Consider the following 26,358-nt stretch of genomic DNA (forward strand, 5'->3'; position numbering starts at 1 on the left):
AGTCCCTGTCAAGTAGAACGGCGAATTGGGTGTTGGTGGATAAGTTGAGCGACAGCGATATGCGGATCGAGCACGATTCGATCGGAGATCTGGCGGTACCGGCGGGGGCGTACTACGGCGTCCACACCGCCAGGGCGATGGACAATTTCGCGATCACCGGGTCTGCCATCGGTCAGTACCCGGCACTGGTCGCGGCGTTGGCGACCGTGAAACAAGCTGCCTGCCTGGCAAACCGGGACCTGGGTCTCCTCGACGACCGGCGGGCCGAAGCGATCGTGGCCGCGTGCACGGAAATTCGCGCCGGGGCACTGCTCGACCAGTTTCCGATCGACCCGATCCAGGGCGGAGCGGGCACCTCGTCGAACATGAACGTCAACGAGGTCATCGCGAACCGCGCACTCGAGATCCTCGGGTTCGGGCGCGGCGCCTACACCGAACTCGACCCCCTCGCTCACGTGAACCTGGGGCAGTCCACCAACGATGTGTACCCGACCGCGATCAAGCTCGCGCTGGTCGAGCACCTCCGAATGTTGATCGCGTCGCTCGGTCGGCTCGCGGAGTCGTTCGAGCGCAAGTCGATCGAATTCGACGACATCGTCAAAATGGGTCGCACCCAGCTGCAGGACGCGGTACCGATGACCCTCGGGCAGGAGTTCGCCGCCTACTCGATCATGCTGAACGAGGACTGCGCCCGGCTCTCCGAGGGAGCGCTTCTGCTGCTGGAATCGAACCTCGGCGGCACCGCCATCGGCACGGGGATCAACGGACATCCCGAGTACTCCGCGCTCGCCTGCAACTACCTGCGCGAGCTGACCGGTGAACCGGTCGTCCCGGCCGGCAATCTGATCGAGGCAACCCAGGACTGCGGAGCATTCGTGCAGGTCTCCGGAATCCTCAAACGTGTCGCCGTGAAACTGTCCAAGACATGCAACGATCTGCGGCTCACCTCCTCCGGGCCGACCGCCGGGCTCGGTGAGATCAATCTGCCTCCGGCCCAGGCCGGTTCGTCGATCATGCCCGGCAAGGTCAACCCGGTCATCCCCGAAATGGTGAACCAGGTCGCGTTCGAGGTGATCGGCAACGATCTGACGGTCACGATGGCCGCCGAGGGTGGGCAACTCCAGCTCAACGCGTTCGAACCCGTGATCGTCTACAGCCTGCTGCGCTCGACGACGCACCTGGCCGCGGCATCGGACACCCTGGCGGTGAAGTGCGTCGACGGGATCACCGCCAACCGCGACCATCTCGAGCGGGGTGTTCGGCGCTCGATCGGCATCGTCACCGCGCTCTCGCCGTTCATCGGCTATGCGGCCAGCGCGGATATCGCCAAGAGGGCCCTGGCGACCGGCGCTTACGTCGGCGACCTCGCCGTCGACGACGGTCTGCTCACTCGCGCGCAGGTCGATGACATCCTGTCCCCCCGGCGACTCGCCGGTCTGCTCACCGCGCCCACCGTGGACAGCGAATTCTCCGCACTCGACCATCTCACCGGTGTCGCCGCGCACTGATCGACGCTTCACACCCAGCACCTCGAATACAGGACAGCGCAGTCCTTGCCCGAGTAGAAGTTCACATCGAGAGGAAACGAGAATCGGATGACCCTCACATCGTCGGCACACGCCGCCATAGTCCCCGCGACACATGCGCGCTCCTGGCTCCTGGTCGCGGGCTCACGTCCGGACGAGTTCGCCGCAGCCACGAACTCGGCGGCAGACGCGGTGATCTTCGACCTCGAGGACGGTGTCGTTCCGTCCTCGAAAACACAAGCCCGCGAGGCCGTTGCGCGTTTCCTCGCCGGTGGGGGCACCGGGTGGGTGCGCATCAACGACGTCACCACCGCGGACTGGACCGCTGATCTGGACGCGATCCGGGGGCTCCCGGGACTGAGCGGCGTGATGCTCGCCAAGGCCGAATCCGCGGACCACATCGATCGCACGGCTGCCGAGCTGCCCCACATCCCCATCCTCGCCCTGGTCGAATCGGCGCGTGGCGTCGAATTCGCCTTCGACATCGCCTCGGCCGACGCCACGACCCGAATTGCATTCGGCACCGGCGACTTCCGCCGCGACACCAATGCGGGCGCCGACCCCGACGCCCTGGCCTACGCGCGGGGACGGCTCGTCGTCGCCAGTCGGGCGGCCGACCTCCCCGGTCCCATCGACGGCCCGTGCCTGACAGGCGAGCCCGATCTGTCCGAGGCCTTGGCCGTCACCAGGTCGATGGGCATGACCGGCAAGCTCTGCATGCATGTCGGTCACACCGCGATCGTCAACCGCGAACTGTCCCCGCTGCAGAGCGATGTGGCCTGGGCTGCCGAGGTCATCGCACACCTCGGCGCGCAGGGTGAGAACATCGCCGACGGCAGCGATCGCCCGAAGCTCGCCAGTGCCCTGCGAATCACCCACCTGGCCGACGTCTTCTCGGTGTCGGCCTGAGCTTCCCGCCGTGCAGCGGTTACCCGACCTCCCCGATCACCTCGCGCAGTACCCGGGTGACCGTCTGCACCGCAGGTGAGGGATTGGCGTCCTGCCAGGCCATGGCTATGGGGAGGGTGGGGGCGTCGCCGGCGATGGGCAGGTATTCGACACCGTCCATCGCGAGGTGTGCCGTCGAATCCACTACGACGGCGACTCCGACCCCGGCGCCGACCATTGCGAGCAGGCTGTACGGGTCGGGCGCCTCGTGTGCGACGACCGGGGCGAATCCTGCTGCCGCACAAAGGGTGAGCGTGGCGTCGCGGACCACGGAACCGTGTTCGGCGGGGTAGATCACGAACCGTTCGCTCGCCAGTTCCTGCGGCACGACGGCACCCGCGTCGACGAGGCGGTGCCCGGCCGGGACCGCCACCATCAGTGCCTCTACGCGCACGGTGTGGGTGGCGAAGCCCCGCGGGACCGGCAACCCCACGATGCCCATGTCCAGGGTTCCGCGGGTGAGGGCGTCGAGCACCTCACCGGAGTACATCTGCGGGCGTAGGTCCAGTTCGATGCCGGGGTAGGCGTCGGCGAGGGAGCGGGCGAGAACGGACAGCACCGTGTAGCCGCCCGCGCCGCCGAAGCCGACGGTGACGCGGCCGGTCTCCCCGGCGGCAGCCGCCTGCGCGATGCCCTTCACGATCCCGACCTGCGCCTCGATGGTCCGGGCCGGACCCACCAGCGCTTCGCCCGCGGCCGTGAGCCGCACGGAGCGGGTGGTGCGGACGAACAGATCGGTTCCCAGTTCCCGTTCGAGGGCCCGCACGGTCTGGCTGAGCGGGGACTGCGCCACGTGGAGACGCTCGGCGGCCCGCCCGAAATGCAGTTCTTCCGCGACCGCGAGAAACGCGTGCAGGTGACGGAGTTCCACGACCCCTCCCCGGGACTATGTGTCTGAATCACCTAAATAAGCTGAATTAAGTCTTGGACTCTACACGGAATCCCGATCATAGTGATGCACACCACCTCTGCGTCGGCGTGACGCCCCACGAAAGTCAGGGAGAACCGTGAATCCGAATCCCGGCCGCGACGCGGCACCACCCGAATACAGCACGCGGCAGGCCCGCAAGGCCGGTGTCACCGCGTTCGTCGGCACCACCATCGAGTGGTTCGACTTCTACATCTACGGCACCGCATCCGCACTCGTGCTGGGCCGGTTGTTCTTCCCCGACGCCTCGCCCGCGGTGGGCACCCTCGCTGCATTCGCGACGTTCGCGATCGGTTTCGTGGCCCGCCCACTCGGCGGGATCGTGTTCGGCCACTTCGGCGACAAGTTCGGACGCAAGAACGCCGTTATCATCACGCTGATCCTGATGGGGATCGGAACGGTCGGCGTCGGCTGCCTCCCCACCTACTCGCAGATCGGGATCTGGGCACCCGTACTCCTCGTCGCGCTCCGCGTGGTCCAGGGCATCGCGATGGGCGGTGAGTGGGGTGGTGCCGTGCTCATCGCCACCGAATTCGCGCCACCGAACAAGAAGGTGCTGTACGGCGCATTCGCGCAGCAGGGTTCGCCCGTCGGCAATCTGCTCGCGACCCTCGCGTTCCTGGCGCTGACGCTGTTGTCGGACAGCGTGTTCGAGTCCTGGGGCTGGCGTCTTCCGTTCCTCGCGTCCGCCGCCCTCGTCGTCGTCGCGCTGTACATCCGGCTGCGGATCTCGGAGACGCCGGAGATGAAGAAGGCCGTCGTCGCCCAGGAGCGCACCCGGATGCCGCTCGTCGAGGTGCTGCGCTCGCACCCGGTCGAACTCGTTCTCGGCGTGGGGGCCGTGGTCGCGGGTGTCGCCATCACCTACGTGAAGACCACGTTCGCACTCGCGTGGGCCACCGCCGACCTCGGATTCGACCGCGGGGACTTCCTGCTCGTGATCACGATCGCGCTCGTCGCGCAGGTACTCGTGCAGCCGTTCGGCGCCGTGCTGGCCACGAAAATCGATCCGTCGCGGGCGGTCCGGTGGATGCTGCTGCCCGAACTCGTGTTGCTGCCGTTGATGTTCCTCCTCGTCCAGACCGGGTCGGTGCCCCTGGCCATGCTCGGCATGGTGCTGGCCACCGCGCCGCACGCGATGTACTACGCCGCCCTCGCCGGCATCCTCGCCCAGGTCTTCCCGACCAACGTCCGCTACACCGGAATTTCGCTGTCGTATCAACTGTCGACGGCGATCTTCGCCGGAACCGCCCCGATGCTCTGCCAGTTCCTGCTCACCCACACCGACTCGATCTGGCCGGTGGTCGCCCTCGGGCTCGGCTACGTCGTGCTCTCGCTCGCCTGCATGACACTGCTGCTCCGCCGCGGCAAAGCCCGCTCGGACCGGACCGACGCCGAGCCCCGTCCCGAACACACCTCGACCCGGAAAGATGCTGCCCGCTCATGAATTTCGCTCACACCGATCCCGCCCTGCGCGCCGTCGTCGACCGGTGGACCGCACCATCGGAGCGCGACAAGCTGAACACCCTGCTCGACCGGCTGGGCGCCGACGCAGGCGACCGGCTCGACGCCCTCGCCGCCACCGCCGACAAGAATCCACCGGTGCTGCAGCAGTTCGACCGGGACGGCGAACGCATCGACCGGATCGCGTACCACCCCTCTTACCAGGAACTGTGCCGAGCCGCCTACAGCGAATACGGACTGTCGGCACTGTCGCATCGCGGCGGCCTGCACGGCTGGGACGACGTCCCACCGCACCTGGTGAAGTACCTCGCGTCGTACGTGTTCGTGCAGGCCGAATTCGGGCTGGCGTGCCCGGTGTCGATGACCGATGCCGCCGCCCGGACGCTGCGCATGTTCGGCGACCCGGACGTGTTCGGACCGTGGATCGACGCACTGACGTCGACGGCCCCCGACGGCGCGATGACCGGTGCGATGTTCATGACCGAACCGCAGGCCGGCACCGACATCGCCCGCACGGAGACCCGGGCCGTGCGTGACGGCGACGCGTGGCGGCTGACCGGGAAGAAGTGGTTCGCGTCCAATCCCGACGCCGACGTCATCGTGACCCTCGCCCGGTTCCCCGGTGGCGACGACCAGTCCACCCGCGGTGTCGGAATGTTCATGGTGCCCAAGGTTCTGGCGAACGGCGAGCGCAACAGCTACACGATCGACAGGCTGAAGGACAAGCTCGGCACCCGCTCGATGCCCAGCGGCGAGGTGTCGCTGACCGGTGCGTACGCCCAACAGGTCGGCGAACTCGACCGCGGGTTCCGGCAGATGGCCGAGATGGTGAACACGTCGCGGCTGTCGAACGCGATGCGGTCGAGCGCGCTGATGCGACGAGCCGTGCGGGACGCCGTCGACCACACTCGGGAGCGGGTCGTGTTCGGCAAGGCCCTGTTCGACCAGCCCCTGATGCGGGCAACCCTGCTGCCGCTCGCCCTCGACGCCGAGGCGGCGCTCGCCCTGGTGGCCTACAGCGCGCAGTGCCTGCAGGCGGCGGATGCCGGCGACGACTCCGCACATGCCCTGATCCGGGTCCTCACCCCGCTCGCGAAGCACTACATCTGCAAGCGGGCGCGCATCGTCACCGGCGAGGCCATGGAGGTGCGGGGCGGCAACGGCTACATCGAGGAATGGGCCCACGCCCGCCTGGTCCGCGACGCCCATCTGGGGTCGATCTGGGAAGGCTCGAGCAACGTCATCGCCCTGGACGTGCTGCGGTGCATGCGCAAGCTCGGTGCGCATCGCCGGCTGGCGGACACGATGCACGGCATCCTCGCCGGACTCGGACCCGACTGTGGCACCGGCGCCGATGTTCTCCGCCGGCGCTGGGACGACCTGGTCGAGGAAGGCGATCTGCTCGTCGCCGGAGACGACGACACCGCGCAGGCCGGATGCGCGCGCTACGCGAACGAGTTGGCCCGCGCGGCGATGGCCACCCTGCTCTACGACCTCGCCGACTTCGCGATCACCTCGGGCAGCGGCTACCGGTCGCTGCTCGTCGCGAACGCCTACCTGTCCGGCGACACCGGGAACCTCCCGAGGGCTGCCCTCGACCACCTCGCGGCCGTCGTCGACGGCACCGATGTCGCGGCGGATGCCGCGCAGGCCACCGCACCCCGATCCGACTCTGCGACAGGAGTTCTCCTGTGAACACCACCCACACCGGTCCGGCGCCCCTTGCGGGTGTGCGGGTGCTGGACCTCTCCAAGATCCTCGCCGGACCGTACGCCACCATGTCGCTCGCGGACCTCGGCGCCGACGTCACGAAGGTCGAACACCCCGACGGCGGCGACCCGACACGGTCGTGGGGTCCGCCGTTCGTCGGCCCCGACGCCACGTACTACCTCGCGATCAACCGGGGCAAGAAGTCGGTGACCGTCGACCTCAAATCGGAAGAGGGACAGGACGTCATCCATCGCATCCTGGAGGAGACCGACGTCGTAGTCGAGAACTTCAAGCCCGGCAGCGGATTGCAGCGGATCTTCGACTACCGGACGCTGTCCGAGCGGTACCCGCATCTGGTCGTGCTGCACATCTCCGCGTTCGGGGAGGCCGGTCCGCTGCGCGACGAACCGGGTTACGACATGATCGCGCAGGCCGCAGGCGGGCTGATGTCGCTCACCGGTGAGCCGGGCGGGGCGCCGATGAAGGCAGGATTCGCGATGGGTGATCTGGGGGCGGCGCTCTTCGGTCTGATCGGCGTGCTCGCTGCCCTGGTGGAGCGGTCGCGGACCGGCCGAGGGCAGTACGTGACGACGTCGCTGTTCGAATGCCAGCTCGCCCTGCACGTGAACTGGGCGACCAACTACTTCGCGACCGGCGTGCGTCCCGGCGCGCTGGGCTCCGGTCATCCCAATCTCGCTCCGTATCAAGCATTTCCCGCGAGCGACGGATACTTCGTCGTCGCGGTGGGCAACGACAATCAGTGGGGGAGCCTGTGCTCCGCGATCGCACGCGAGGACCTGACGACCGACCCGCGATTCGAGCGCAACCGTGACCGCGTGGCGAATCGTGGCGATCTCGAGCGGGAACTGTCGTCGGCCTTCGCGTCGGGCACCGTGGAGCAATGGTGCGACACACTCGCCGCGCACGCCGTGCCCGTGTCACCGATCCGGCACCTCGACGAGATCTACGCGGACCCGCACACTGCCGCGCTGGGGATGATCGGCACGGTCGACCACCCGACGCTGGGCAGCCTGCAGCAGATCGCATTCCCGGTCAGTTTCGCAGGCGAGCGCCCGCATCTGACGTCCGCGCCGCCGGTACTCGGCGCCGACACCGACGAGATCCTCGGTGCCCACCGGCCGCAGTCGGTGGTCGGCGGGTAGACCCGGTTATCCGCCCTCGCGCAGCAGCGCGACGTCGGACACCATCCGGATGTGATCGGCCATCGCACGGGAAGCGCCCGCGGAGTCCTGGTCTCGAATCGCCGTCGCAATGCGGCGGTGCCCTTCGAGCGAGGCCCGCGGGCGTTCTGCTTGGGACAGGGATTCGATCCGGGTCTCCCGGATCAGCCCGGAAATCTCGTGCATCAACTTGGCCAGTAGTGACGAGTGCGCCGCGACGGTGATGGCCTCGTGGAACTGCTCGTCGCCGACGACGCCGCGATCGCCCGCGGCGATCTCGGCTTCCATCGTCGCGAGGGCGGCATCGATCGCCGCCATCTCCTCGTCCGTCCGGCGTTCGGCGGCGAGCCCGGCAAGTTTGACCTCGAGTGCCTCGCGGGCCTCGATCACCTCGGGGAGGCGGTCGGCGTGCTCCCGCAGCGCCTTGACCGCTCGTTCCTCGATGGGGCGGCGGACGAGCACGGCACCGTCTCCGTGCCGGACCGACACCACACCCTGCACCTCTAGGGCGACGAGCGCCTGACTCAGCGAAGCGCGACTCACACCCAGCTGAGCGGCGAGTTCACGCTCGGCGGGGAGGCGGTCGCCCGGCGTCATCTCGTGGTCGGCGATATGGGCGCAGAGCTGTTCGACGATCACCTCGTACAGCCGCGGTCGTGCTACCGGACGCAGTTGCTCAGCCACTGGGCCACCCACTCTCCATTCCACTGAAACTACTCCACGGTATCTCGCACAGGCATGTAACCGCACGCACACTTCCTGTTGACAGTGATCCACGACACTGCTTCCATGAAGTGGCTAGGCCAATCTGCCACTGAGTCAATTTGCTCGCCGGCGGCGGTCGAGACCAGTTGCCACTGCCACAGAACCGGAGACTTTTCATGTCGACCGAGTTGATCCCCATACTTGCGCTCGCCGTCATGTTCCTGGCGGCGACCGTGCTGCCCGTCAACATGGGCGCACTCGGCTTCGTTGCCGCCTTCTTCGTCGGATGTCGTCGCTGCACATGAGCAGCGACGACATCATCGCCGGATTCCCCAGCAGCCTGTTCCTGACGCTGGTCGGCATCACCTACCTCTTCGCGATCGCCCAGAACAACGGGACCGTCGACCTCATGGTCCGCGGGGCGGTCCGGCTGGTCCGCGGCCGTGTCGCGCTGATCCCCTGGGTGATGTTCGGGATCACGGCGGTACTCACCTCTATCGGCGCGCTCGGCCCCGCCGCCGTCGCGATCGTCGCGCCGATCGCTCTCGGCTTCGCCGCCCGCTACAAGATCAACGCTCTCCTGATGGGCATGATGGTCGTCCACGGAGCGCAGGCGGGCGGATTCTCGCCGATCAGCATCTACGGCGTCACGGTCAACGACATCGCGTCCAAGGCGGGATTGACCAACAGCCCGCTCACCCTGTTCCTCGGAAGCCTCCTGTTCAACGCCGCTATCGGGGTGCTCCTGTTCGTCTTCCTGGGCGGTCGGGACCTGATCGGGCGCAGCGTGCACGACGACGACGCCGAGGACACCGAAGGAACTGGTGCCGGTGGCTCGGGCGGAGGAGCGCCCGCGACCGGGGGTGACTCGGGGTCGGGAGGGGCCACCGCGACCAAGGTGCGTCCGACGTCGACCCTCGCGGACACACCCGCACGCTCCGGTGTCACGTTCGATCAGGCTCTCACCCTGCTCGGCCTCGCCGCGCTGGCCGTGTTCTCGCTGATCCTCGACCTGGACGTGGGATTCATCTCGATGACGGTGGCCGTCATCCTGGCGCTCGCTTCGCCGAAGGCGCAGAAGGGTGCGATCGCTCAGATCAGCTGGTCGACGGTTCTGCTCATCGGCGGTGTGCTCACCTTCGTGGGGGTCCTGCAGGAGGCGGGCACCGTCGAGTACGTCGGAAACGCGGTGGCCAGCCTGGGGATGCCTCTCCTCGTCGCCCTTCTGCTCTGCTACATCGGCGCCATCGTCTCCGCATTCGCGTCGTCCACGGCGATTCTGGGGGCGACCATTCCGCTCGCCGTCCCCTTCCTCCTCGCCGGCGAGGTGGGCGCGGTGGGCGTGATCGTCGCCCTCGCCATCTCCTCGACCATCGTGGACGTCAGCCCGTTCTCGACCAACGGAGCGCTGGTCCTCGCGAACGCGCAGAACGTCGGTCGAGACCGTTTCTACAAGCAGATCCTGAAGTACAGCGCCCTCGTCGTGGCCGTCGGGCCACTCGTGGCCTGGGCGATTTTCGTGGTGCCCGGCTGGCTCTGACGGTCGGCGGGTAGGCGACCGGCCGTGCCTCCCCGCGTCGTTGCATCGATTTTCACCTCTTGACATCGGTCGGATCAGATGTTTCATTTAATTGGCTAGTCCACTAGGTCACTGCACCAATAGTCCAGCTCTCGCGGCTCTTGCCAGGAAGTAACGGGTGGTTTCACATGTCCACGAACACGATGGAGCGCACAGGTCCGCTGCAAGGAGTGGTCGTCGTCGATCTGACCCGCGCACTCGCGGGCCCCCACGCGGCGATGATGCTCGGCGACCTCGGCGCCGACGTCATCAAGATCGAGACCCCGCACGGCGGCGACGACACCCGCGGATGGGGGCCGCCCTTCGTGGAGCCGGCCGACGCCGAGCGGGAATCGACGTACTTCCTGTCCGCGAATCGGAACAAGAAGTCGATCACCCTCGACCTCAAGGCCGAAGACGGACACGCCACCCTCGAATCGCTCGTCCGGCGCGCCGACGTCCTCATGGAGAACTTCCGCACCGGCGTCCTCGACCGCCTGGGATTCACCACCGAACGCCTCGCGGAGCTGAACCCGCGCCTGGTCGTCCTATCCATCAGCGGTTTCGGTCACGACGGACCCGAAGGCGGACGCGCGGGGTACGACCAGATCGCGCAGGGCGAGGCCGGACTGATGTCGCTGACCGGACCCAATCCCGACGACGTCCAGCGCGTCGGCGTCCCCATCGCGGACCTGCTCGCCGGCATGTACGGGGCGTTCGGCGTCGTCGCCGCCCTGCAGGAACGAGAGCGCACCGGACGGGGCCGCGTCGTGCGAACGTCGTTGCTGGCCAGCGTCGTCGGCGTGCACGCCTTCCAGGGAACGAAGTGGACCGTCGCCGGCGAGGTCGGCGAGGCGCAGGGCAACCACCATCCGTCGATCTCGCCCTACGGGCTGTTCCGCACCGCCGACGGCGCCGTCCAGATCTCAGTCGGCAGCGAAGGACTGTGGAAGAGGTTCTGCGCGGGCTTCCACCTCGATCCGGAAACCCCCGGAATGGCCACGAATCCCGAGCGCGTCGAGAACCACAAGCAGGTCCTGGAACTGGTCGAGGACGCGTTCGGCGCGTACACCAGCGACGAACTTCTCGTCGAACTCGACCGCATCGGAGTGCCTGCGGGACGCGTCCGGACGATCTCCGAAGTCTACGAATGGGAGCAGACCAAGTCGCAGGGACTGCTCGTCGACGTCGACCACCGCACACTCGGCAACATCACCCTGCCCGGCCCGCCCCTGCGGTTCTTCGAACCGGACGGCACCGAGGTCACCGAGACCCGGCACACCGCACCACCGGTCCTCGGCGCGGACAACGACACCGTGCTGTCGTGGCTGAAAGAGTGCAGCTGATGGCTCGCCTGACCGCTCCCGATTTGCTCGAGCTCGTGGTCGACTCCGGCACGTGGGAGTCGTGGGACACGCCCCCGATCCAGGTCGCGGCGGACCCCGAGTACGCCGACGAACTTCTTCGCGCACAGGAGAAGACCGGCCTCGACGAGGCGGTGCTGACCGGAGTGGCCACCATCCGTGGCCGCCGAACGGCAATCCTCGTCTGCGAATTCGGCTTTCTCGGCGGCTCCATCGGAGTGGCCGCAGGCGAGCGTCTGGTCGCCGCGATCCGGCGCGCCACGCGCGAGCGCCTTCCGCTGCTCGCCCTGCCCACGTCGGGCGGCACGCGAATGCAGGAGGGAACGACCGCGTTCCTGCAGATGGTCAAGATCACGGCGGCGGTGATCAAGCACAAGGAGGCGCACCTGCCGTATCTCGTCTACCTCCGGAGCCCCACGACCGGCGGGGTGTTCGCGTCCTGGGGATCGTTGGGGCACGTCACCATCGCGGAACCGGGAGCGCTCGTCGGCTTCCTCGGACCGCGCGTGTTCGAGGCGCTGTACGAGTCGCCGTTCCCGGCGGGCGTCCAGACCGCCGAGAACCTGCACGCGCACGGACTCATCGACGCCGTGCGGCCGCCGGATCAGCTCGCCGAGATCGTCGACCGTGCGCTGCGCATCATCACCTCCAGTCGTGCCTGCCGGCCGTCGCTCGCCGACGCCTCGGTGCCCGAGAGTCTCCCGGACGTCCCCGCGTGGGATTCGGTGGTCGCCTCGCGCCGCGAGGACCGGCCCGGGGTGCGGGAGGTGATGTTCCACTCGGCGTCGGATGTTCTTCCGCTCAACGGAACCGGTCAGGGAGAGGTCGATCCGGGCTTGATCCTCGCCCTCGTCCGGTTCGGTGACATGCCGTGCGTCCTGCTCGGCCAGGACCGTCGAGGGCAGACCACGCGGTCGCCACTCGGCCCGGGCGCCCTGCGGGAGGCGCGCCGCGGAATGCGGCTGGCGGCGGAACTGAACCTGCCGTTGGTGACGGTGATCGACACCGCCGGAGCGGCGTTGTCGAAGGAGGCGGAGGAAGGCGGTCTCGCCGGTGAGATCGCCCGCTGCATCGCCGACATGGTCTCGCTCGACGTCCCCACCATCTCCCTGCTGCTCGGGCAGGGCACCGGCGGCGGCGCGCTCGCGTTGATCCCGGCCGACCGGGTGCTCGCGGCCCAGCACGGCTGGCTCTCACCCCTGCCGCCCGAAGGTGCGAGCGCGATCCTGCACCACGACATCGCGCACGCTCCGGACATGGCCGCCCGGCAGGGAATCCGGTCGTCCGATCTCCTCGCGGGCGGCATCGTGGACGAGGTGATCCCCGAATTCCCGGACGCGGCAGACGAATCCACGGCGTTCTGCACCCGGGTGGGTGCGGTACTCCACCGCGAACTGTCGCTCCTCGATTCGGCAAATACCACCCAGCGACTCTCCGACCGTGCGGAGCGATTCGACCGGATCGGTCTGTTGCAGCCCGCACACGCATGACCGCGGTGCCGGGAATCCCGATCGGATCCCCGGCACCGCGTCCATGCGGTGGTCCGCGCCTGACTTATGTCAGCATTCGACGAGGTTCACCGACACGTTCACGGCGAGACCACCGGTGGAGGTCTCCTTGTACTTCGAGCTCATGTCGGCGCCGGTGGCCCGCATCGTCTCGATCACCTGATCCAAACTGACCCGGTGGGTGCCGTCGCCGCGCAGAGCCATCCGGGCGGCGTTGATCGCCTTGCCCGCCGAGATGGCGTTGCGTTCGATGCACGGGATCTGCACCAGGCCACCGATGGGATCACACGTCAGACCGAGACTGTGTTCCATCGCGATCTCCGCCGAGTTCTCCACCTGCTCCGGGCTGCCGCCGAGGATCTCGGCGAGGCCGGCGGCGGCCATGGACGCCGCGGAACCCACCTCGCCCTGGCAGCCCACCTCGGCCCCGGAGATCGAGGCCCGTTCCTTGTACAGGGATCCGATTGCGCCTGCCGTCAACAGGAATCGCACCGCCGTGCCGTCCGGGTCCGCCTTTCCGGCGGGGGTGTAGTGCAGCGCGTAGTGCAGGACCGCCGGGATGATGCCGGCCGCCCCGTTGGTGGGGGCGGTGACGATCCGTCCGCCGGACGCGTTCTCCTCGTTGACGGCGAGCGCCACCAGGTTCACCCAGTCCTCGGCGAAGGCGGGATCACGACCCGGATCCTCCAGATTCAGCCGCTCGTACCAGCCGCGGGCGCGGCGGCGTACCCGCAGACTGCCGGGCAGGTACCCGTCCCGGCTGATTCCGCGTCGCTGACACTCGACCATCACGTCCCGGATGTGCAGGAGCCGCGCCCGGACCTCCGGCTCGGGCCGGAGGGCGCGTTCGTGTTCGAGCATGATCTCGCTGATCGTGAGCCCGTAGTGCTCGCTGAGGTCGAGCAACTCGCGCGCCGACCCGAACGACAGCGAATTCGCGCCTGCGTCGACGGGCAGTTCCGGTTCGGCGCCGGTGACGACGAATCCGCCGCCGATCGAGAAGTACGTCTGCGCGTGCAGTTGGCGACCGGTGACGCCGGTGGCGGTGAGGGTCATGCCGTTGGGGTGAAAATCCAGGACCGTCAACGGGTGCAGTACCATCTCGTCCTCGGCGAGCGGAACGTCGACCGTCCCGCCGAGGCGGATCCGCCGACTCGCCCGCACCGCGTCGAGTCGCGTCTCCATCTCCTCCGTGGCGATGGTGTCGGGCCGATACCCCTCGAGGCCGAGGAGGATCGCCGACATGGTGCCGTGGCCGGCGCCGGTGGCCGCGAGCGATCCGTACAGATCGACACGGACACCGGCGACGTCCCCGAGGAGGCCGAGTGTGTCGAGGTCGTCGACGAACGTGCCCGCCGCCCGCATCGGCCCGACGGTATGCGAACTCGAGGGTCCGATACCGACCGAGAACAGGTCGAACACACTGATCGTCACGCGAGGTCCTTCCGGAGCATCGCAACGAGTACCGCAGCGCAGCGAGGAACGGAGTGAGGAGCGGATGGAAGGATCGATGCGGGAAACATTGTCACCGACTTACAGCCCCGGATAGAGTGGGTACTTGTCCGCGAGCGCCCGGACCTGGGCGGCCAACCCGGACGTGTCCGCGTCGGCGGGCGCGACGAGGGCCTGGGCGATCAGGTCGGCGACGGTCGCGAAGTCGTCCCGGCCGAAGCCGCGGGCGGCGAGTGCCGGGGTGCCGATACGCAGACCGGACGTCACCATCGGCGGCCGTGGATCGAACGGAACGGCGTTGCGGTTGACGGTGATTCCGATCGCATCGAGGCGGTCCTCGGCCTGCTGCCCGTCGATGGCGGCATCCCGCAGGTCGACGAGGACGAGGTGCACGTCGGTGCCGCCGGTGAGGACGCTGATTCCGGCTTCCTTGACGTCGGGTCGGCTGAGCCGTTCGGCGAGCACCTTCGCGCCGTCCAGGCAGCGTTCCTGACGCTCCGCGAATTCGGGTTCGGCCGCCATCTTGAATGCCGTTGCCTTGCCCGCGATCACGTGTTCCAGTGGGCCGCCCTGCTGGCCGGGGAACACCGCGGAGTTGATCTTCTTCGCGATGGCGGCGTCGCCCGTCAGGATGATGCCGCCGCGGGGTCCGCCGAGGGTCTTGTGCGTCGTCGACGTGACGACGTGTGCGTGCGGGACGGGAGACGGGTGGAATCCGGTGGCGACCAGACCCGCGAAGTGGGCCATGTCGACCATCAGGTAGGCGCCGACCTCGTCGGCGATTTCCCGGAAGCGGGCGAAGTCCAGGTGCCGGGGGTAGGCCGACCAGCCGGCGATGATCAGCTGCGGCCGGTGCTCGCGTGCCGCCTTCGCCACCTCGTCCATGTCGATGAGGTAGTCCTGTTCGGACACCCCGTAGGCGGCGACGTTGTAGAGCTTGCCGGAGAAGTTGAGGCGCATGCCGTGCGTGAGGTGGCCGCCGTCGGCGAGGGACAGTCCGAGGATCGTGTCGCCCGGCTCGATCAGCGCGTGCATCACCGACGCGTTCGCGGTGGCGCCGGAATGCGGTTGCACGTTGGCGTATTCGGCGGCGAACAGCGCCTTGACGCGATCGATGGCGAGCTGCTCGATCGTGTCGACGTGCTCGCAGCCGCCGTAGTAGCGCCGCCCGGGGTAGCCCTCGGCGTACTTGTTGGTCAGCACGGAACCCTGCGCCTGCATCACCGAAAGCGGGGCGTGGTTCTCCGACGCGATCATCTCGAGGCCGGTGCGCTGGCGCTCCAGCTCCTTGCCGATCAGTGCGGCGACGTCCGGGTCGAAATCCGCGAGGTCGCGGTTCAGGACACTCATGCCTGCACCCCGTTCTTCTCGGCGTACTCGGCCGCGGTGAGGAGCTCGCCGGCGGCGGACGGCTGGACGGCGAACAGCCAGCCCTCCCCGTAGGGGTCGGAGGTGACCAGTCCGGGGTCGTCGACGGCGGCGGTGTTGATCAGGGTGACCCGGCCGCTCACCGGCGGGTACAGCTCGGACACGGTCTTGGTCGACTCGACCTCGCCGCACGATTCGCCGGCGACGATGGTCGCGCCGACCTCCGGCAGGTCGACGAAGACCAGCTCGCCGAGCGAGTTGACGGCGACGGAGGTGATGCCGACGCGGACCGGTTCGTCGGGGAGGGCGGCGCCCGGCTCGATCAGGACCCACTCGTGGTCGTCGGTGTAGCTGCGGTCGTCGGGGAAGGCGTGCGAAGACATGGTGTGACCCTTTCGGGGCTGAAGTGGGCGGGAACGGTTCAGGAGCGGCGGTAGAACGGCGACGGGGTGACCACGAACGGTTCCTTCTTGCCGCGGATGTCGACCGTCAGTTCGGTGCCGGGTTCGCGGATCGCGACGTCCACGAATGCGAGCGCGATCGGATGCCCGAGTGTGGGAGACAACGCCCCGGACGTGATGGTGCCGGCCGCCGACTCACCGGCCGCGTCCAACACGGTGTACTCGGCGCGGGCGGCCCGGCGCCCGCCTCCGGCGAGGCCGACGAGCACCCGCTGCGGGGCCTGATCCGACAACGTCTGCAGCGCATCGCGGCCGACGAAGTCCTTGTTCAGCCGGACCACCTTGCCGAGCCCGGCTTCGTACGGATTCGTGTCGAGGGTCAGTTCGTGGCCGTAAAGGGCCATTCCGGCCTCGAGGCGGAGGGTGTCGCGGCACGCGAGGCCGGCGGGGACGCCGCCGCGGGCGGTGGTGGCGTCGAGCAGTGCGCGCCACAACTGCACGGACAGTTCGTTCGGCACGTACAGCTCGAACCCGTCCTCCCCGGTGTACCCGGTGCGGGCGAGGAGGACGTCGATGCCGGCGACCACCGCGCGCGTGACCGCGTAGTACTTCAACTCCGCCACCGTCTCGACCTGCTCGGCGGGAACGAGGGACTGCACGACGTCCTGCGCGGCCGGTCCCTGCACCGCGATCAGCGCGGTCTCCGAGGATTGGTCGTCGACCCTGGCGGAGAAGCCCTCGACGCGTGCCGCCAGTTCGCGGTGCACCGTCGGCGCGTTGGCCGCGTTGGCCACGACGAGGAAATGCTCGTTGGCGAGACGGTAGACGACCAGATCGTCGATGACTCCGCCGCCCGCATTGCACAGGAGGGAGTACTTGGCCCTGCCGACGCCGATCTTCGAGAGTTCGCCGGCCAGAGCGTAATCCAGGACCGCTCCGGATTCGGGGCCGGTGACCGCGATCTCGCCCATGTGTGAGAGGTCGAACAGTCCGGCGGTCTTGCGGACGGCGTGGTGCTCGGCGAGTTCGCTGTCGTACTTCAGCGGCATCTGCCAGCCCGCGAAGTCGGTGAAATGGGCCCCCAGTGCGCCGTGCTCGCCGAGCAGCGGGGACGCGGGCGTCGTGGTGAGGGTCATGCGAAGGCCTCCTCGGGGGTCTCGGCGATGGCCGAAGTGTCGATGTCGGTGGTGTTCTCGAAGGCCTCGGGTGCCGGGCACGAGCAGACGAGGTTGCGGTCGCCGTGGACGCCGTCGATGCGACGCACCGGGGGCCAGTATTTGGCGGCGCGAAGCGACGCGACGGGGTAGGCGGCGAGGTGGCGCGGGTAGGGCAGATCCCATTCGTCCGCGGTCACCTGTTCGGCGGTGTGCGGGGCCTGACGCAGCGGGCTGCGCTCGAGCGGCCACACGCCGTCGCCGACCAGGTCGATCTCGCGGCGGATGGACACCATCGCCTCGATGAAGCGGTCGAGTTCGGCCAGGTCCTCGGACTCGGTCGGTTCGACCATCAGGGTGCCGTTGACGGGGAACGACAGGGTGGGCGCGTGGAAGCCGTAGTCGATCAACCGCTTCGCGACATCCTCGGCGGTGACGCCGGTCGCCTTGGTGACGGGCCGGAGGTCGAGGATGCACTCGTGTGCCACCAGACCGGACGGGCCGGTGTAGAGGACCGGGAAATGCCGATCCAGTGACTGGGCGACGTAATTGGCTGCGAGCACCGCGGTTTCGGTGGCGCTCGTCAGCCCGTCCGGACCCATCAGCGCGATGTACGCCCACGTGATGGGCAGGATTCCGGCCGATCCGTAGTTGGCCGCCGACACCGGGGTGCCGAGGTCGTCGTCGCCCAGCGGATTACCGGGCAGGAACGGCGCCAGATGCTCGCGCACCGCGACAGGCCCGACACCGGGACCGCCGCCGCCGTGTGGGATGCAGAACGTCTTGTGCAGGTTCAGGTGTGAGACGTCGCCGCCGAACTTGCCTGGCTGTGCGAGGCCGACCAGCGCATTGAGGTTCGCGCCGTCGACGTACACCTGCCCGCCGGCCTCGTGCACCAGATCGCAGACCGTCCGCACGTCGTTCTCGTACACGCCGTGAGTGGACGGGTAGGTCAACATGATCGCGGCGATCGCGCCCTCGTGCGCCGCGATCTTCGCGCGCAGGTCACCCACGTCGATGTTGCCGTTCTCCGCGGTCGCGACGACGACGACCTTCATGCCCGCGAGAACCGCGGATGCGGCGTTGGTGCCGTGCGCGGACTGGGGGATGAGGCAGACGTTGCGTCCGAAGTCGCCGCGGGATTCGTGATAGCCGTGGATCGCGAGCAAGCCGGCCAGCTCGCCCTGGGATCCGGCATTGGGCTGCAACGACACCCGATCGTAGCCGGTGATCTCGCCGAGCCAGCGTTCCAGGTCGGCGACGAGTTCGAGGTAGCCCGCCGTCTGCGCGACCGGGGCGTACGGGTGGATGGACGCGAATCCGGGCCAGCTGATCGGTTCCATCTCGACAGCGGAGTTCAATTTCATCGTGCACGATCCGAGCGGGATCATGGTGCGGTCGAGCGCGAGGTCCTTGTCCGACAGCGTGCGCAGGAAGCGGAGCATCGCGGTTTCGGAGCGGTGATCGTGGAACACGGGGTGCTGCAAGTATTTCGACGTCCTGGCGAGTGCCGACGGCAGTTCGGGCACCGCGACGGTCGTCGGCTGCGCACCGAACACGGCGACCACCCGCCGGACGATGGCGTCGGTGGTGCACTCGTCGCAGGCGATCGCGACGTGATCGGCGTCGACGAGACGGAGGTTGATGCCGTCCCGATCGGCCGACTCCACGATCGCCCCGGCACCCGCCGGGACCCGCACGAGAACCGTGTCGAAGAAGCTGTCGTGCACGATCGTGTGACCGGCGGCGCGCAGGCTTCCTGCGATGGTCGTCGCGTGGGTGTGCACCCGATTCGCGATGGCGCGCAACCCCTCCGGACCGTGGTAGGCGGCGTACATCGCGGCGACGTTCGCGAGCAGCGCCTGCGCCGTGCAGATGTTGCTGGTCGCCTTGTCACGCCGGATGTGCTGTTCGCGGGTCTGCAGAGCCAGCCGGTAGGCGGTCTTCCCGTCGACGTCGACGGACACTCCGACGAGACGGCCGGGCAGCATGCGCTCGAGCCCGCTGCGCACGGCCATGTAGCCGGCGTGCGGTCCGCCGAAGAACAGGGGCACACCGAATCGCTGCGCCGACCCGACGGCGATGTCGGCGCCCTGCTCGCCGGGCGGTGTCAGAATCGTCAGCGACAGCAGGTCCGCCGCGACGGTGGTCAGGGCGCCGCGCGCCTTCGCCGCGGCGATCATCGGAGCCAGGTTGCGCACCGCGCCGCTCGCACCGGGCGCCTGGAAGACCACCCCGAACATGTCACCGCTGGGCAGTTCCCCGGACAGTTCCGCGACCACCACCTCGATGCCCACTGCTTTCGCCCGTCCCCGGACGACGGCCAGTGTCTGCGGCAGGCAGTCCGCGTCGAGGACGACGCGGTTGGTGGCGGACTTCGACTTGTTCGCACGCCGCATCAGCAGTACCGCCTCCATCACGGCGGTCGCCTCGTCGAGCAGCGACGCGCCGGCCAGGGGAAGGGCGGTCAGATCCTCGATGACGGTCTGGAACGTCAGCAGCGCCTCCAGCCTGCCCTGGGAGATCTCCGGCTGGTACGGGGTGTAGGCCGTGTACCAGGCGGGGGACTCGAGCATGTTCCGCCGCAACACCGCGGGAGTGATGGTGTCGGAGTACCCGAGGCCGATCATCTGGACGCGGGTCTCGTTGCGCTCCGACAGTGCCCGCAGATCGGCGAGAACCTGCTGCTCGGACCTCGCCGCGGGCAGATTCAAGGGCTGTGAGCTGCGGATCTGGTCCGGCACCGCGCTGTCGATCAGGTTCGCGAGGCTGTCGTAACCGAGGGCGTCGAGCATCCGCCGTGACGCGGCGGCGTCAGGACCGATGTGGCGGGACGGAAAGTTGCTGGTGAGGGGCACGCCGGGGATGGCGGTGCGGGGTTCTGCTGGCACGAGGTGACTCCGGTTTCGTTGAGTCCGGACCGCACCGGACATCGACAAGGGGCACCTCCCCGCTCTGTCCTGAAACCTGAGAGTTTGGGCGCACCGCAACTGCGGCGTGCTCTTCACCTTCGGTAAGTTCCGGCCGTACGGCCGGTACTTTCTCCAGAGTTGCCTCTGCGCTGCGGTACTGGGGCCTGAGAGATTCCCGGGGAGGAAGTTGCTCCTACGGCGCCTCCGAAACGGAGGTTCTCCCGCTGCGCGTCAACGGCGTCTTCAGTTGTGATTGGCCAAACAGTACACAGACGCCGCGGGTTTGTCTCCTCGGACCGACGGTGTTGCCAAAAGTCCTCGTCGTTTGGCATCCTCGATGCATCTTCGCTCGGACGTGACCGCACACGCCGGGCGATCAGATCCCAGATGCCCGCAGCCTCAACGGTTGTCGATGTGTGCTCGCTCGCCCCGATCACCCTTCCCTGGTGCCGCGCTGTCCACCGCGCGGGCCCGACGCCGCATACCGACCGGTTTCGACCGGTCCTAGGAGTTCCCCACATGACTGCACAGCCTGGCGGCCGCCGACTGCTCCGCCTCGAAGTCCGCAACGCCAAGACTCCGGTCGAACGCAAACCGTCGTGGATGAAGGTGCAGATGCGGACAGGCCCCGAATACCGGGACCTGGCCGCTCTCGTCGAACGCGAGAACCTGCACACCGTGTGCCAGGAAGCGGGATGTCCCAACATCTTCGAATGCTGGGAGGACCGTGAGGCGACGTTCCTCATCGGCGGAAGTCAGTGCACCCGGCGGTGCGACTTCTGCCAGATCGACACCGGCCGGCCCGCCGCACTCGACCGGGGAGAGCCCAGACGGGTCGCGGAGTCGGTGCAGACCATGGGCCTTCGGTACGCCACCGTCACCGGGGTTGCCCGCGACGATCTGCCGGACGGCGGCGCCTGGCTGTACGCGGAGACGGTGCGGCAGATTCACGAACTGTGCCCGGGCACCGGCGTCGAACTGCTGATCCCCGATTTCAACGCCGACGCCGCGCAACTACGCGAGGTGTTCGACACCCGTCCGGAAGTGCTGGCGCACAACGTGGAGACCGTTCCCCGGATATTCCGTCGTATCCGCCCTGCCTTCACGTACGAGCGTTCCCTCGAGGTGATCACCCGGGCCCGGGAGGACGGCCTGATCACCAAGTCGAACCTCATCCTCGGGATGGGGGAGACCACGGACGAGGTGATTCGGGCCCTCCGGGACCTGCATACCGCCGGTTGCCAGTTGATCACGATCACGCAGTATCTGCGGCCGTCGGCCCGGCACCATCCGGTGGCGAGGTGGGCGAAGCCGGACGAGTTCGTCATGCTCGACGGGATCGCCCGCGAGATCGGCTTCCTCGGCGTCCTGTCCGGTCCGCTCGTGCGCTCCTCCTATCGGGCCGGCCGCCTCCACGCGGAGGCCGTCGCCGCGACCGCAGTCCACTGAACCCCGTCCTCTTCCGTTCCAGTAAGGAGTTCCCATGTCCCACCGATCTGCAGATGTCGTCATCCTCGGCGGCGGTTCCGGCGGCTACGCGGCCGCCATCCGCTCGGCCGAACTGGGCCGTTCGGTCATCCTCGTCGAAGAGAACGAACTCGGCGGCACGTGCCTGCATCAGGGGTGCATTCCGACGAAGGCGCTGCTGCACTCCGCCGAGGTCGCCGACAGTGCCCGCACCGCCTCGCAGTTCGGTGTCGACGTCACGTTCGACGGTGTCGACCTCGAGAAGGTCCTGAGCTACCAGAACACCATCGTCACCCGACTGCACAAAGGACTGCAGGGCCTCGTCGACTCGCACGGCATCACCGTCGTCAACGGCCGCGGACGGTTGGTCGGACCCAACGGAGTGGAGGTCGACGACGAGCTGATCACGGGCGCCGCCGTCGTCCTGGCGACGGGGTCGTCGCCGAAGACGCTGCCCGGCATCAGCATCGGCGGCCGGATCGTCACCAGCGAACAGGCGCTCGTGCTGCCGTCCGTCCCGAAGAAGGCGATCATCCTGGGCGGCGGCGTCATCGGCGTCGAATTCGCCAGTGTCTGGGCGTCGTTCGGTGCGTCGGTGACGATCGTCGAGGCGATGCCGCGGCTGGTGCCGAACGAGGACGAAACGACCTCCAAGTACCTCGAGCGGGCATTCCGTCGTCGCAAGATCGCCGCGAAGACAGGTGTGCGGGTGACGGAGGTGACGCAGGACGAGGATGCGGTGTCCGTCACCCTCGACTCCGGCGACGTGCTCGACGCCGACGTCGTGCTGGTCGCAGTGGGGCGCGGACCCAACACCGCGTCGATGGGGTACGAGGAGACCGGAGTGATGCTCGACAAGGGCTTCGTGGTGACCAGTGATCGACTGCGCACCACGGTCCCGAACGTCTTCGCGGTCGGCGACATCGTCCCCGGGCTCCAGCTGGCCCACCGCGGTTTCCAGCAGGGCATCTTCGTGGCCGAGGAGATCGCCGGGCTCCGTCCGGACGTCGTCGACGAGACCGGGATCCCGCGGGTCACCTACTCCCACCCCGAGGTCGCGTCCGTCGGGTTGACCGAGACCGCCGCCCGGGAGAAGTTCGGCGAGAACGTCGAGACCGTAATCTACGATCTCGCCGGCAACGGCAAGAGCCAGATCCTGAAGACGTCGGGGGCGGTCAAACTCGTGGTGGCGCCGACCGGGGTCGTCGTCGGCGTGCACATGGTCGGCGACCGCGTCGGTGAGCTGATCGGTGAGGCGCAGCTGCTCTACAACTTAGAGGTCGATGCCGCGCAGGCGGCGAAGTTCGTGCACGCCCACCCCACCCAGGGCGAGGCGCTCGGTGAGGCACTGATGGCAGTGGCCGGCAAGCCTCTCCACGTCCACGGCTGACCCCCATGTGAGTGGCAAAGTGTGCTGGCGCATGCTTTGCCACTCACATGGGGTGTTCGGCATGCGAACGCGCACTGGCGATTTCCGCCCGGGAGGGTGAGTTAACACGCCGGAACGGTGAAGTCATGCTTTCGTAATACGTCTGCGGAACAGTACGTCCCGAGTCAGTTCGATTCGGAACCATCACGGTGGTTTCTCCCTATGAACCTGGCTGGAGAGTTCCGGGACCGAGTCCCGGACGCCGAAGGAGCAAGTACCCACAAACTCTCAGGCACCAGGACAGTCAGGGTCGGGAACTCTGGAGAGCAGCGTGTCGCCTGTAACGGCACGTTCACCGACGGGGCACGATGACCACTCGCACGAGTGTGTCTCCAAACTCTCAGGTTACGGAACAGAGCGGGTGTCAGCCGAGGTGATCCACCGGATCACCCTCACATCGCTCGAGCGATCGGTTCGCCGGTTACTCACTCTCCCTGGGAGATCCATGAATGTGACTGCTAGTGGGACATCCACAGACATCATGGCTGTCGCCAACTCGCCTGTTCTCTGGGTGGCCGTTGCCGGCATCTTCGTCGTCATCGTCGTGCAGTCGGCGATCTACATGACCGCGGTCCGCAAGGTGGCACCCGTCGCGGACATGTCGCCGGAAGACATGAAAGTCTCGTTCCGCTCTGGCGCCGTCTCGGCGATCGGACCGTCTCTGGCGGTCTGCCTCGTGGCGATCGCCCTGCTCGCTCTCTTTGGCACGCCCGCCGTCCTGGCCCGCATCGGCTTGATCGGTTCCGCCGCGTACGACGTGTCCGCGGCCAGCATCGCCGCCGACTCCATGGGCGCGAAACTCGGCGCCGACACGTACACCCAGAACGTCTTCGTCGTCGCATTCTTCGCGATGAGCATCGGCGGCGTGATGTGGATGCTGTCCGCGCTCGTCCTCACTCCGCTGCTGAAGCGGGGTGACGCGAAGATCCGCACGGTGAATCCGGCGTTGATGGCGGTCGTTCCGTCCGCGGCCCTGATCGGCGCGTTCGCGTCGCTGGGCTTCCAGGAACTCACGAAGTCCAGCTATCACATCGTTGCGTTCGCCGCCTCCGCGGCCGCAATGGGGATCTGCCTGTTCGTGGCCCGGACGTTCGGCAAGGGCTGGCTCCGTGAATGGGGGCTGGGTATTTCGATCCTCGTCGCCCTCACCGTCACCTACCTGGTCACCTCCTGATTCACGACACGCACGGAAAGGACTTTTCGATGACTACCGACGAAGCCGTAACGGTGTCCACCGGCGCGCGTGCACTCGCCGAGTTCGACAAGACGACGTCCCGCTGGGGTCGGATCACGATGATCGTGGGGCTGCTCCTGTCGATCGGTGCGCCCCTGTACCTGGTGTTCTCGGGTGAGGTGGACGTCACCGCAGGCCAGTTGTGGACCGCGTTCGCCGCGGTGGCCGGGACATTCTTCATCATCTGGCTGGTCGAACCCCTGACCTATTTCCCCATCCTCGGCCCGGCCGCGATGTACCAGGCGTTCATGATCGGCAACATCGCGAACAAGCTGTTGCCGGCCGCGCTGATCGCGCAGACGAACATCGGAGCCAAACCGGGAACCAAGCGGGCCGAACTGGCTGCGGTCCTGGCGATCTGCGGCGCCGCGATGGTGCACCTCGTGTCCCTGGCCGTGTTCGTGGGGCTGCTCGGCACTTGGCTGATCAGCGTGATTCCCGCCGACATCGTGACCGTCACCCGTTCCTACATCCTTCCCTCGGTCCTGGGGGCGGTCCTCGTACAGGCGATCGTGTCGATGAAGCAGCCCCGGGCCACAGTGGTCGCGCTGCTGGTGGCCGCGGTCATCACGTTCGTCGTGGTTCCGGCGATGCCGAGCCTCGCGCTGTCGTCCACCGCCATCGCGGTGATCGTGACGGCGGTCCTCGCCTGGTTCCTGCGGAACAAGAACGACCAGAGCCCGGCCGAGCTCGCGACCATCGAGTAAGAACCGATACGCGGAGATATCCCACATTCACCTGATTCGAAAGAAGGCTCCATGACCGACCTGCCGATCGCGCTCACCGACGAGCTGCGGACGAAGATGCACGACCTCTACTACCACCTGCACGCGCACCCGGAACTGTCCATGCAGGAACACAAGACCGCCGAGCTGATCCAGACTTCCCTCGTCGCCCTCGGGATCGACACGTTCGTCTGCGGCGGCACCGGAGTGGTCGGTGTCCTGACCAACGGCGAGGGCCCCACGGTGGCCTTCCGCGCCGATTCCGATGGGCTGCCGATCGCGGAAGACACCGGCGTCGACTACGCCAGCGCCGCCACCGGACACCTCGACGACGGCACCGAGGTGCCAGTGATGCACGGCTGCGGCCACGACACACACGTCGCCACCCTGCTCACCGTCGCCGAACTGCTCGCAGGCGCGCGGGAGGCGTGGGCCGGAACGATCGTGTTCCTCTTCCAGCCCGGCGAGGAAACGGCGGCCGGGGCGAAGGCGATGGTCGAGGACGGCCTGTGGGACCGGGCACCCAAGCCGGAGATCGTCTTCGGGCAGCACGTCGGGCCGATGTTGGCCGGCACCGTGCACGTCACGAGTGGCGATGCGATGGCCATGGCCGATTCGCTGAAGGTCACCGTCTACGGCCAGGGCTCACACGGCTCCCAGCCGCAGGATTCGATCGACCCGATCATCCAGGGCGTCAACATGATCAACCGCATCCAGACCATTGTGTCCCGCGAAGTTCACCCGATGAAGCCGGCGGTCGTCACGGTCGCCACGTTCCATGCGGGGCTGAAGGAGAACATCATCGCGGACCGGGCCGAGTTCACGATCAACGTGCGCACCCTCGACCCCGAGGTGCGTGAGCAGGTCAATGCCGCGCTGCGCCGCATCATCTACGCCGAGGCCGCCGCGTCCGGGGCGCCGAAGCCGCTGATCGAGGAGCTGTACACGTTCCCGCGCAACTACAACGATCCCGACGCCACCGCCGAACTCGTCGCCGAGCTGCAGAAGGTGCTGGGCGAGAACAACGTCACGCCGTCGACTCCGATGATGGGCTCGGAGGACTTCGGCCTGCTCGCCGAGGTGATCGGCGTTCCGTCGGTGTTCTGGATGTTCGGCGGCCACACCGCGGAAACCCTCGAGAGTGGAAAGCCTGTGCCGGTGAACCACTCACCGTTCTTCGCCCCCGTCGCAGAGCCCACCCTGTCCACCGGCGTCCAGGCGGCGATGACGGCGATCCTGTCGAAGGTCGGGATCTAGGCCCTCCGGGCCCGTGAGTGGTTAACGAGTCTCTACACTCGTCAACCACGCACGGGTGGCGGAGCCG

The 26,358-nt window shown here is 67.7% G+C and carries 19 protein-coding genes, 1 pseudogene and 3 riboswitches; of the genes and pseudogenes, 13 read left to right on the forward strand and 7 right to left on the reverse strand.

Annotation, left to right across the window (positions count from 1 at the left end):
- Window positions 1-59 precede the first annotated feature (59 nt).
- Window positions 60-1,508, forward strand: coding sequence for an aspartate ammonia-lyase (locus tag JVH1_RS22280; protein ID WP_009475702.1), 1,449 nt, complete (start codon window positions 60-62; stop codon window positions 1,506-1,508).
- A gap of 87 nt (window positions 1,509-1,595) precedes the next feature.
- Window positions 1,596-2,435 carry a CoA ester lyase gene (locus tag JVH1_RS22285; RefSeq protein WP_009475701.1) on the forward strand — a complete coding sequence of 280 codons (840 nt, stop codon included), beginning with the start codon at window positions 1,596-1,598 and terminating at the stop codon, window positions 2,433-2,435.
- A gap of 19 nt (window positions 2,436-2,454) precedes the next feature.
- On the opposite strand, the gene JVH1_RS22290 is transcribed toward JVH1_RS22285, so the two are convergent.
- Window positions 2,455-3,345, reverse strand: a complete 891-nt coding sequence (locus JVH1_RS22290; RefSeq protein ID WP_009475700.1) for a LysR family transcriptional regulator — start codon at window positions 3,343-3,345, stop codon at window positions 2,455-2,457.
- Window positions 3,346-3,481: 136 nt separating this feature from the next.
- On the opposite strand from JVH1_RS22290, the gene JVH1_RS22295 reads away from it, so the two are divergent.
- The 3 genes from JVH1_RS22295 to JVH1_RS22305 are packed head-to-tail and all read left to right on the forward strand — an operon-like array spanning window position 3,482 to window position 7,739.
- Window positions 3,482-4,849: an MFS transporter gene (locus JVH1_RS22295; protein ID WP_009475699.1), complete on the forward strand. Its 1,368-nt coding sequence runs from the start codon at window positions 3,482-3,484 to the stop codon at window positions 4,847-4,849.
- Window positions 4,846-6,561 carry an acyl-CoA dehydrogenase family protein gene (locus JVH1_RS22300; RefSeq protein WP_009475698.1) on the forward strand — a complete coding sequence of 572 codons (1,716 nt, stop codon included), beginning with the start codon at window positions 4,846-4,848 and terminating at the stop codon, window positions 6,559-6,561. The genes JVH1_RS22295 and JVH1_RS22300 overlap by 4 nt, the downstream gene beginning before the upstream one ends.
- Window positions 6,558-7,739, forward strand: coding sequence for a CaiB/BaiF CoA-transferase family protein (locus JVH1_RS22305; protein ID WP_009475697.1), 1,182 nt, complete (start codon window positions 6,558-6,560; stop codon window positions 7,737-7,739). Before JVH1_RS22300 ends, JVH1_RS22305 begins: the two co-directional genes overlap by 4 nt.
- A gap of 6 nt (window positions 7,740-7,745) precedes the next feature.
- Here the strand turns inward: JVH1_RS22305 and JVH1_RS22310 are convergent, their stop codons facing one another.
- The gene (locus JVH1_RS22310; RefSeq protein ID WP_043779461.1) at window positions 7,746-8,441 is read right to left on the reverse strand and encodes a FadR/GntR family transcriptional regulator; all 696 of its coding nucleotides are present in this window, start codon (window positions 8,439-8,441) and stop codon (window positions 7,746-7,748) included.
- Window positions 8,442-8,638: 197 nt separating this feature from the next.
- Here JVH1_RS22310 and JVH1_RS22315 point away from each other — a divergent pair.
- The 3 genes and pseudogenes from JVH1_RS22315 to JVH1_RS22325 all read left to right on the forward strand — a co-directional run bounded on the left by JVH1_RS22315 (window position 8,639) and on the right by JVH1_RS22325 (window position 12,874).
- A pseudogene (locus JVH1_RS22315) lies at window positions 8,639-10,002 on the forward strand (SLC13 family permease).
- Between the two features lie 167 nt (window positions 10,003-10,169).
- Entirely contained in the window at window positions 10,170-11,366 is a 1,197-nt protein-coding gene (locus tag JVH1_RS22320; protein WP_009475692.1) for a CaiB/BaiF CoA-transferase family protein, read from the forward strand.
- Window positions 11,366-12,874 (forward strand): carboxyl transferase domain-containing protein, encoded by a 1,509-nt coding sequence (locus JVH1_RS22325; protein ID WP_043779472.1) that lies wholly within the window; start codon window positions 11,366-11,368, stop codon window positions 12,872-12,874. The genes JVH1_RS22320 and JVH1_RS22325 overlap by 1 nt, the downstream gene beginning before the upstream one ends.
- 69 nt (window positions 12,875-12,943) lie before the next feature.
- On the opposite strand, the gene JVH1_RS22330 is transcribed toward JVH1_RS22325, so the two are convergent.
- The 5 genes from JVH1_RS22330 to gcvP all read right to left on the reverse strand — a co-directional run bounded on the left by JVH1_RS22330 (window position 12,944) and on the right by gcvP (window position 20,200).
- Window positions 12,944-14,326, reverse strand: coding sequence for an L-serine ammonia-lyase (locus JVH1_RS22330; protein WP_009475690.1), 1,383 nt, complete (start codon window positions 14,324-14,326; stop codon window positions 12,944-12,946).
- A gap of 99 nt (window positions 14,327-14,425) precedes the next feature.
- Window positions 14,426-15,694 carry a serine hydroxymethyltransferase gene (gene glyA / locus JVH1_RS22335; protein WP_009475689.1) on the reverse strand — a complete coding sequence of 423 codons (1,269 nt, stop codon included), beginning with the start codon at window positions 15,692-15,694 and terminating at the stop codon, window positions 14,426-14,428.
- Window positions 15,691-16,095 (reverse strand): glycine cleavage system protein GcvH, encoded by a 405-nt coding sequence (gene gcvH, locus JVH1_RS22340; RefSeq protein WP_009475688.1) that lies wholly within the window; start codon window positions 16,093-16,095, stop codon window positions 15,691-15,693. The genes glyA and gcvH overlap by 4 nt, the downstream gene beginning before the upstream one ends.
- Window positions 16,096-16,133: 38 nt before the next feature.
- Window positions 16,134-17,249 (reverse strand): glycine cleavage system aminomethyltransferase GcvT, encoded by a 1,116-nt coding sequence (gene gcvT, locus JVH1_RS22345; protein ID WP_009475687.1) that lies wholly within the window; start codon window positions 17,247-17,249, stop codon window positions 16,134-16,136.
- Window positions 17,246-20,200, reverse strand: coding sequence for an aminomethyl-transferring glycine dehydrogenase (gene gcvP / locus JVH1_RS22350; RefSeq protein ID WP_009475686.1), 2,955 nt, complete (start codon window positions 20,198-20,200; stop codon window positions 17,246-17,248). Before gcvP ends, gcvT begins: the two co-directional genes overlap by 4 nt.
- Window positions 20,201-20,321: 121 nt before the next feature.
- A riboswitch (glycine riboswitch) is annotated at window positions 20,322-20,413 on the reverse strand.
- Window positions 20,414-20,698: 285 nt separating this feature from the next.
- Between gcvP and lipA the strand changes: the two genes are divergently transcribed.
- The 5 genes from lipA to JVH1_RS22375 all read left to right on the forward strand — a co-directional run bounded on the left by lipA (window position 20,699) and on the right by JVH1_RS22375 (window position 26,291).
- Complete coding sequence (gene lipA / locus JVH1_RS22355) at window positions 20,699-21,628, forward strand: lipoyl synthase (protein WP_009475685.1); 930 nt, start codon at window positions 20,699-20,701, stop codon at window positions 21,626-21,628.
- A 34-nt stretch (window positions 21,629-21,662) separates the two neighbouring features.
- Window positions 21,663-23,036 carry a dihydrolipoyl dehydrogenase gene (gene lpdA, locus JVH1_RS22360; protein WP_009475684.1) on the forward strand — a complete coding sequence of 458 codons (1,374 nt, stop codon included), beginning with the start codon at window positions 21,663-21,665 and terminating at the stop codon, window positions 23,034-23,036.
- Between the two features lie 201 nt (window positions 23,037-23,237).
- Window positions 23,238-23,329, forward strand: a riboswitch (glycine riboswitch).
- Window positions 23,330-23,332: 3 nt separating this feature from the next.
- Window positions 23,333-23,433: riboswitch (glycine riboswitch) on the forward strand.
- A gap of 123 nt (window positions 23,434-23,556) precedes the next feature.
- Window positions 23,557-24,249, forward strand: a complete 693-nt coding sequence (locus JVH1_RS22365) for a DUF5058 family protein (protein WP_009475682.1) — start codon at window positions 23,557-23,559, stop codon at window positions 24,247-24,249.
- A gap of 29 nt (window positions 24,250-24,278) precedes the next feature.
- Window positions 24,279-25,016 carry a hypothetical protein gene (locus tag JVH1_RS22370; RefSeq protein WP_009475681.1) on the forward strand — a complete coding sequence of 246 codons (738 nt, stop codon included), beginning with the start codon at window positions 24,279-24,281 and terminating at the stop codon, window positions 25,014-25,016.
- 51 nt (window positions 25,017-25,067) lie between these two features.
- Window positions 25,068-26,291, forward strand: coding sequence for an amidohydrolase (locus JVH1_RS22375; protein ID WP_009475680.1), 1,224 nt, complete (start codon window positions 25,068-25,070; stop codon window positions 26,289-26,291).
- Window positions 26,292-26,358: the final 67 nt, after the last annotated feature.

The sequence above is a fragment of the Rhodococcus sp. JVH1 genome (assembly GCF_000280725.2).
GTDB classification, from domain to species: domain Bacteria; phylum Actinomycetota; class Actinomycetes; order Mycobacteriales; family Mycobacteriaceae; genus Rhodococcus_F; species Rhodococcus_F jostii_A.

Bases quoted from the DNA above. Each gene is read 5' to 3' on its own strand.
- JVH1_RS22325 (WP_043779472.1), top strand. From the start codon at position 11,366: ATGGCTCGCCTGACCGCTCCCGATTTGCTCGAGCTCGTGGTCGACTCC.
- JVH1_RS22370 (WP_009475681.1), top strand. From the start codon at position 24,279: ATGACTACCGACGAAGCCGTAACGGTGTCCACCGGCGCGCGTGCACTC.
- JVH1_RS22375 (WP_009475680.1), top strand. From the start codon at position 25,068: ATGACCGACCTGCCGATCGCGCTCACCGACGAGCTGCGGACGAAGATG.
- JVH1_RS22280 (WP_009475702.1), top strand. From the start codon at position 60: ATGCGGATCGAGCACGATTCGATCGGAGATCTGGCGGTACCGGCGGGG.
- gcvH (WP_009475688.1), bottom strand. From the start codon at position 16,095: ATGTCTTCGCACGCCTTCCCCGACGACCGCAGCTACACCGACGACCAC.
- JVH1_RS22285 (WP_009475701.1), top strand. From the start codon at position 1,596: ATGACCCTCACATCGTCGGCACACGCCGCCATAGTCCCCGCGACACAT.
- glyA (WP_009475689.1), bottom strand. From the start codon at position 15,694: ATGAGTGTCCTGAACCGCGACCTCGCGGATTTCGACCCGGACGTCGCC.
- JVH1_RS22365 (WP_009475682.1), top strand. From the start codon at position 23,557: ATGGCTGTCGCCAACTCGCCTGTTCTCTGGGTGGCCGTTGCCGGCATC.
- gcvT (WP_009475687.1), bottom strand. From the start codon at position 17,249: ATGACCCTCACCACGACGCCCGCGTCCCCGCTGCTCGGCGAGCACGGC.
- JVH1_RS22300 (WP_009475698.1), top strand. From the start codon at position 4,846: ATGAATTTCGCTCACACCGATCCCGCCCTGCGCGCCGTCGTCGACCGG.
- JVH1_RS22320 (WP_009475692.1), top strand. From the start codon at position 10,170: ATGTCCACGAACACGATGGAGCGCACAGGTCCGCTGCAAGGAGTGGTC.
- lpdA (WP_009475684.1), top strand. From the start codon at position 21,663: ATGTCCCACCGATCTGCAGATGTCGTCATCCTCGGCGGCGGTTCCGGC.
- lipA (WP_009475685.1), top strand. From the start codon at position 20,699: ATGACTGCACAGCCTGGCGGCCGCCGACTGCTCCGCCTCGAAGTCCGC.
- gcvP (WP_009475686.1), bottom strand. From the start codon at position 20,200: ATGTCCGGTGCGGTCCGGACTCAACGAAACCGGAGTCACCTCGTGCCA.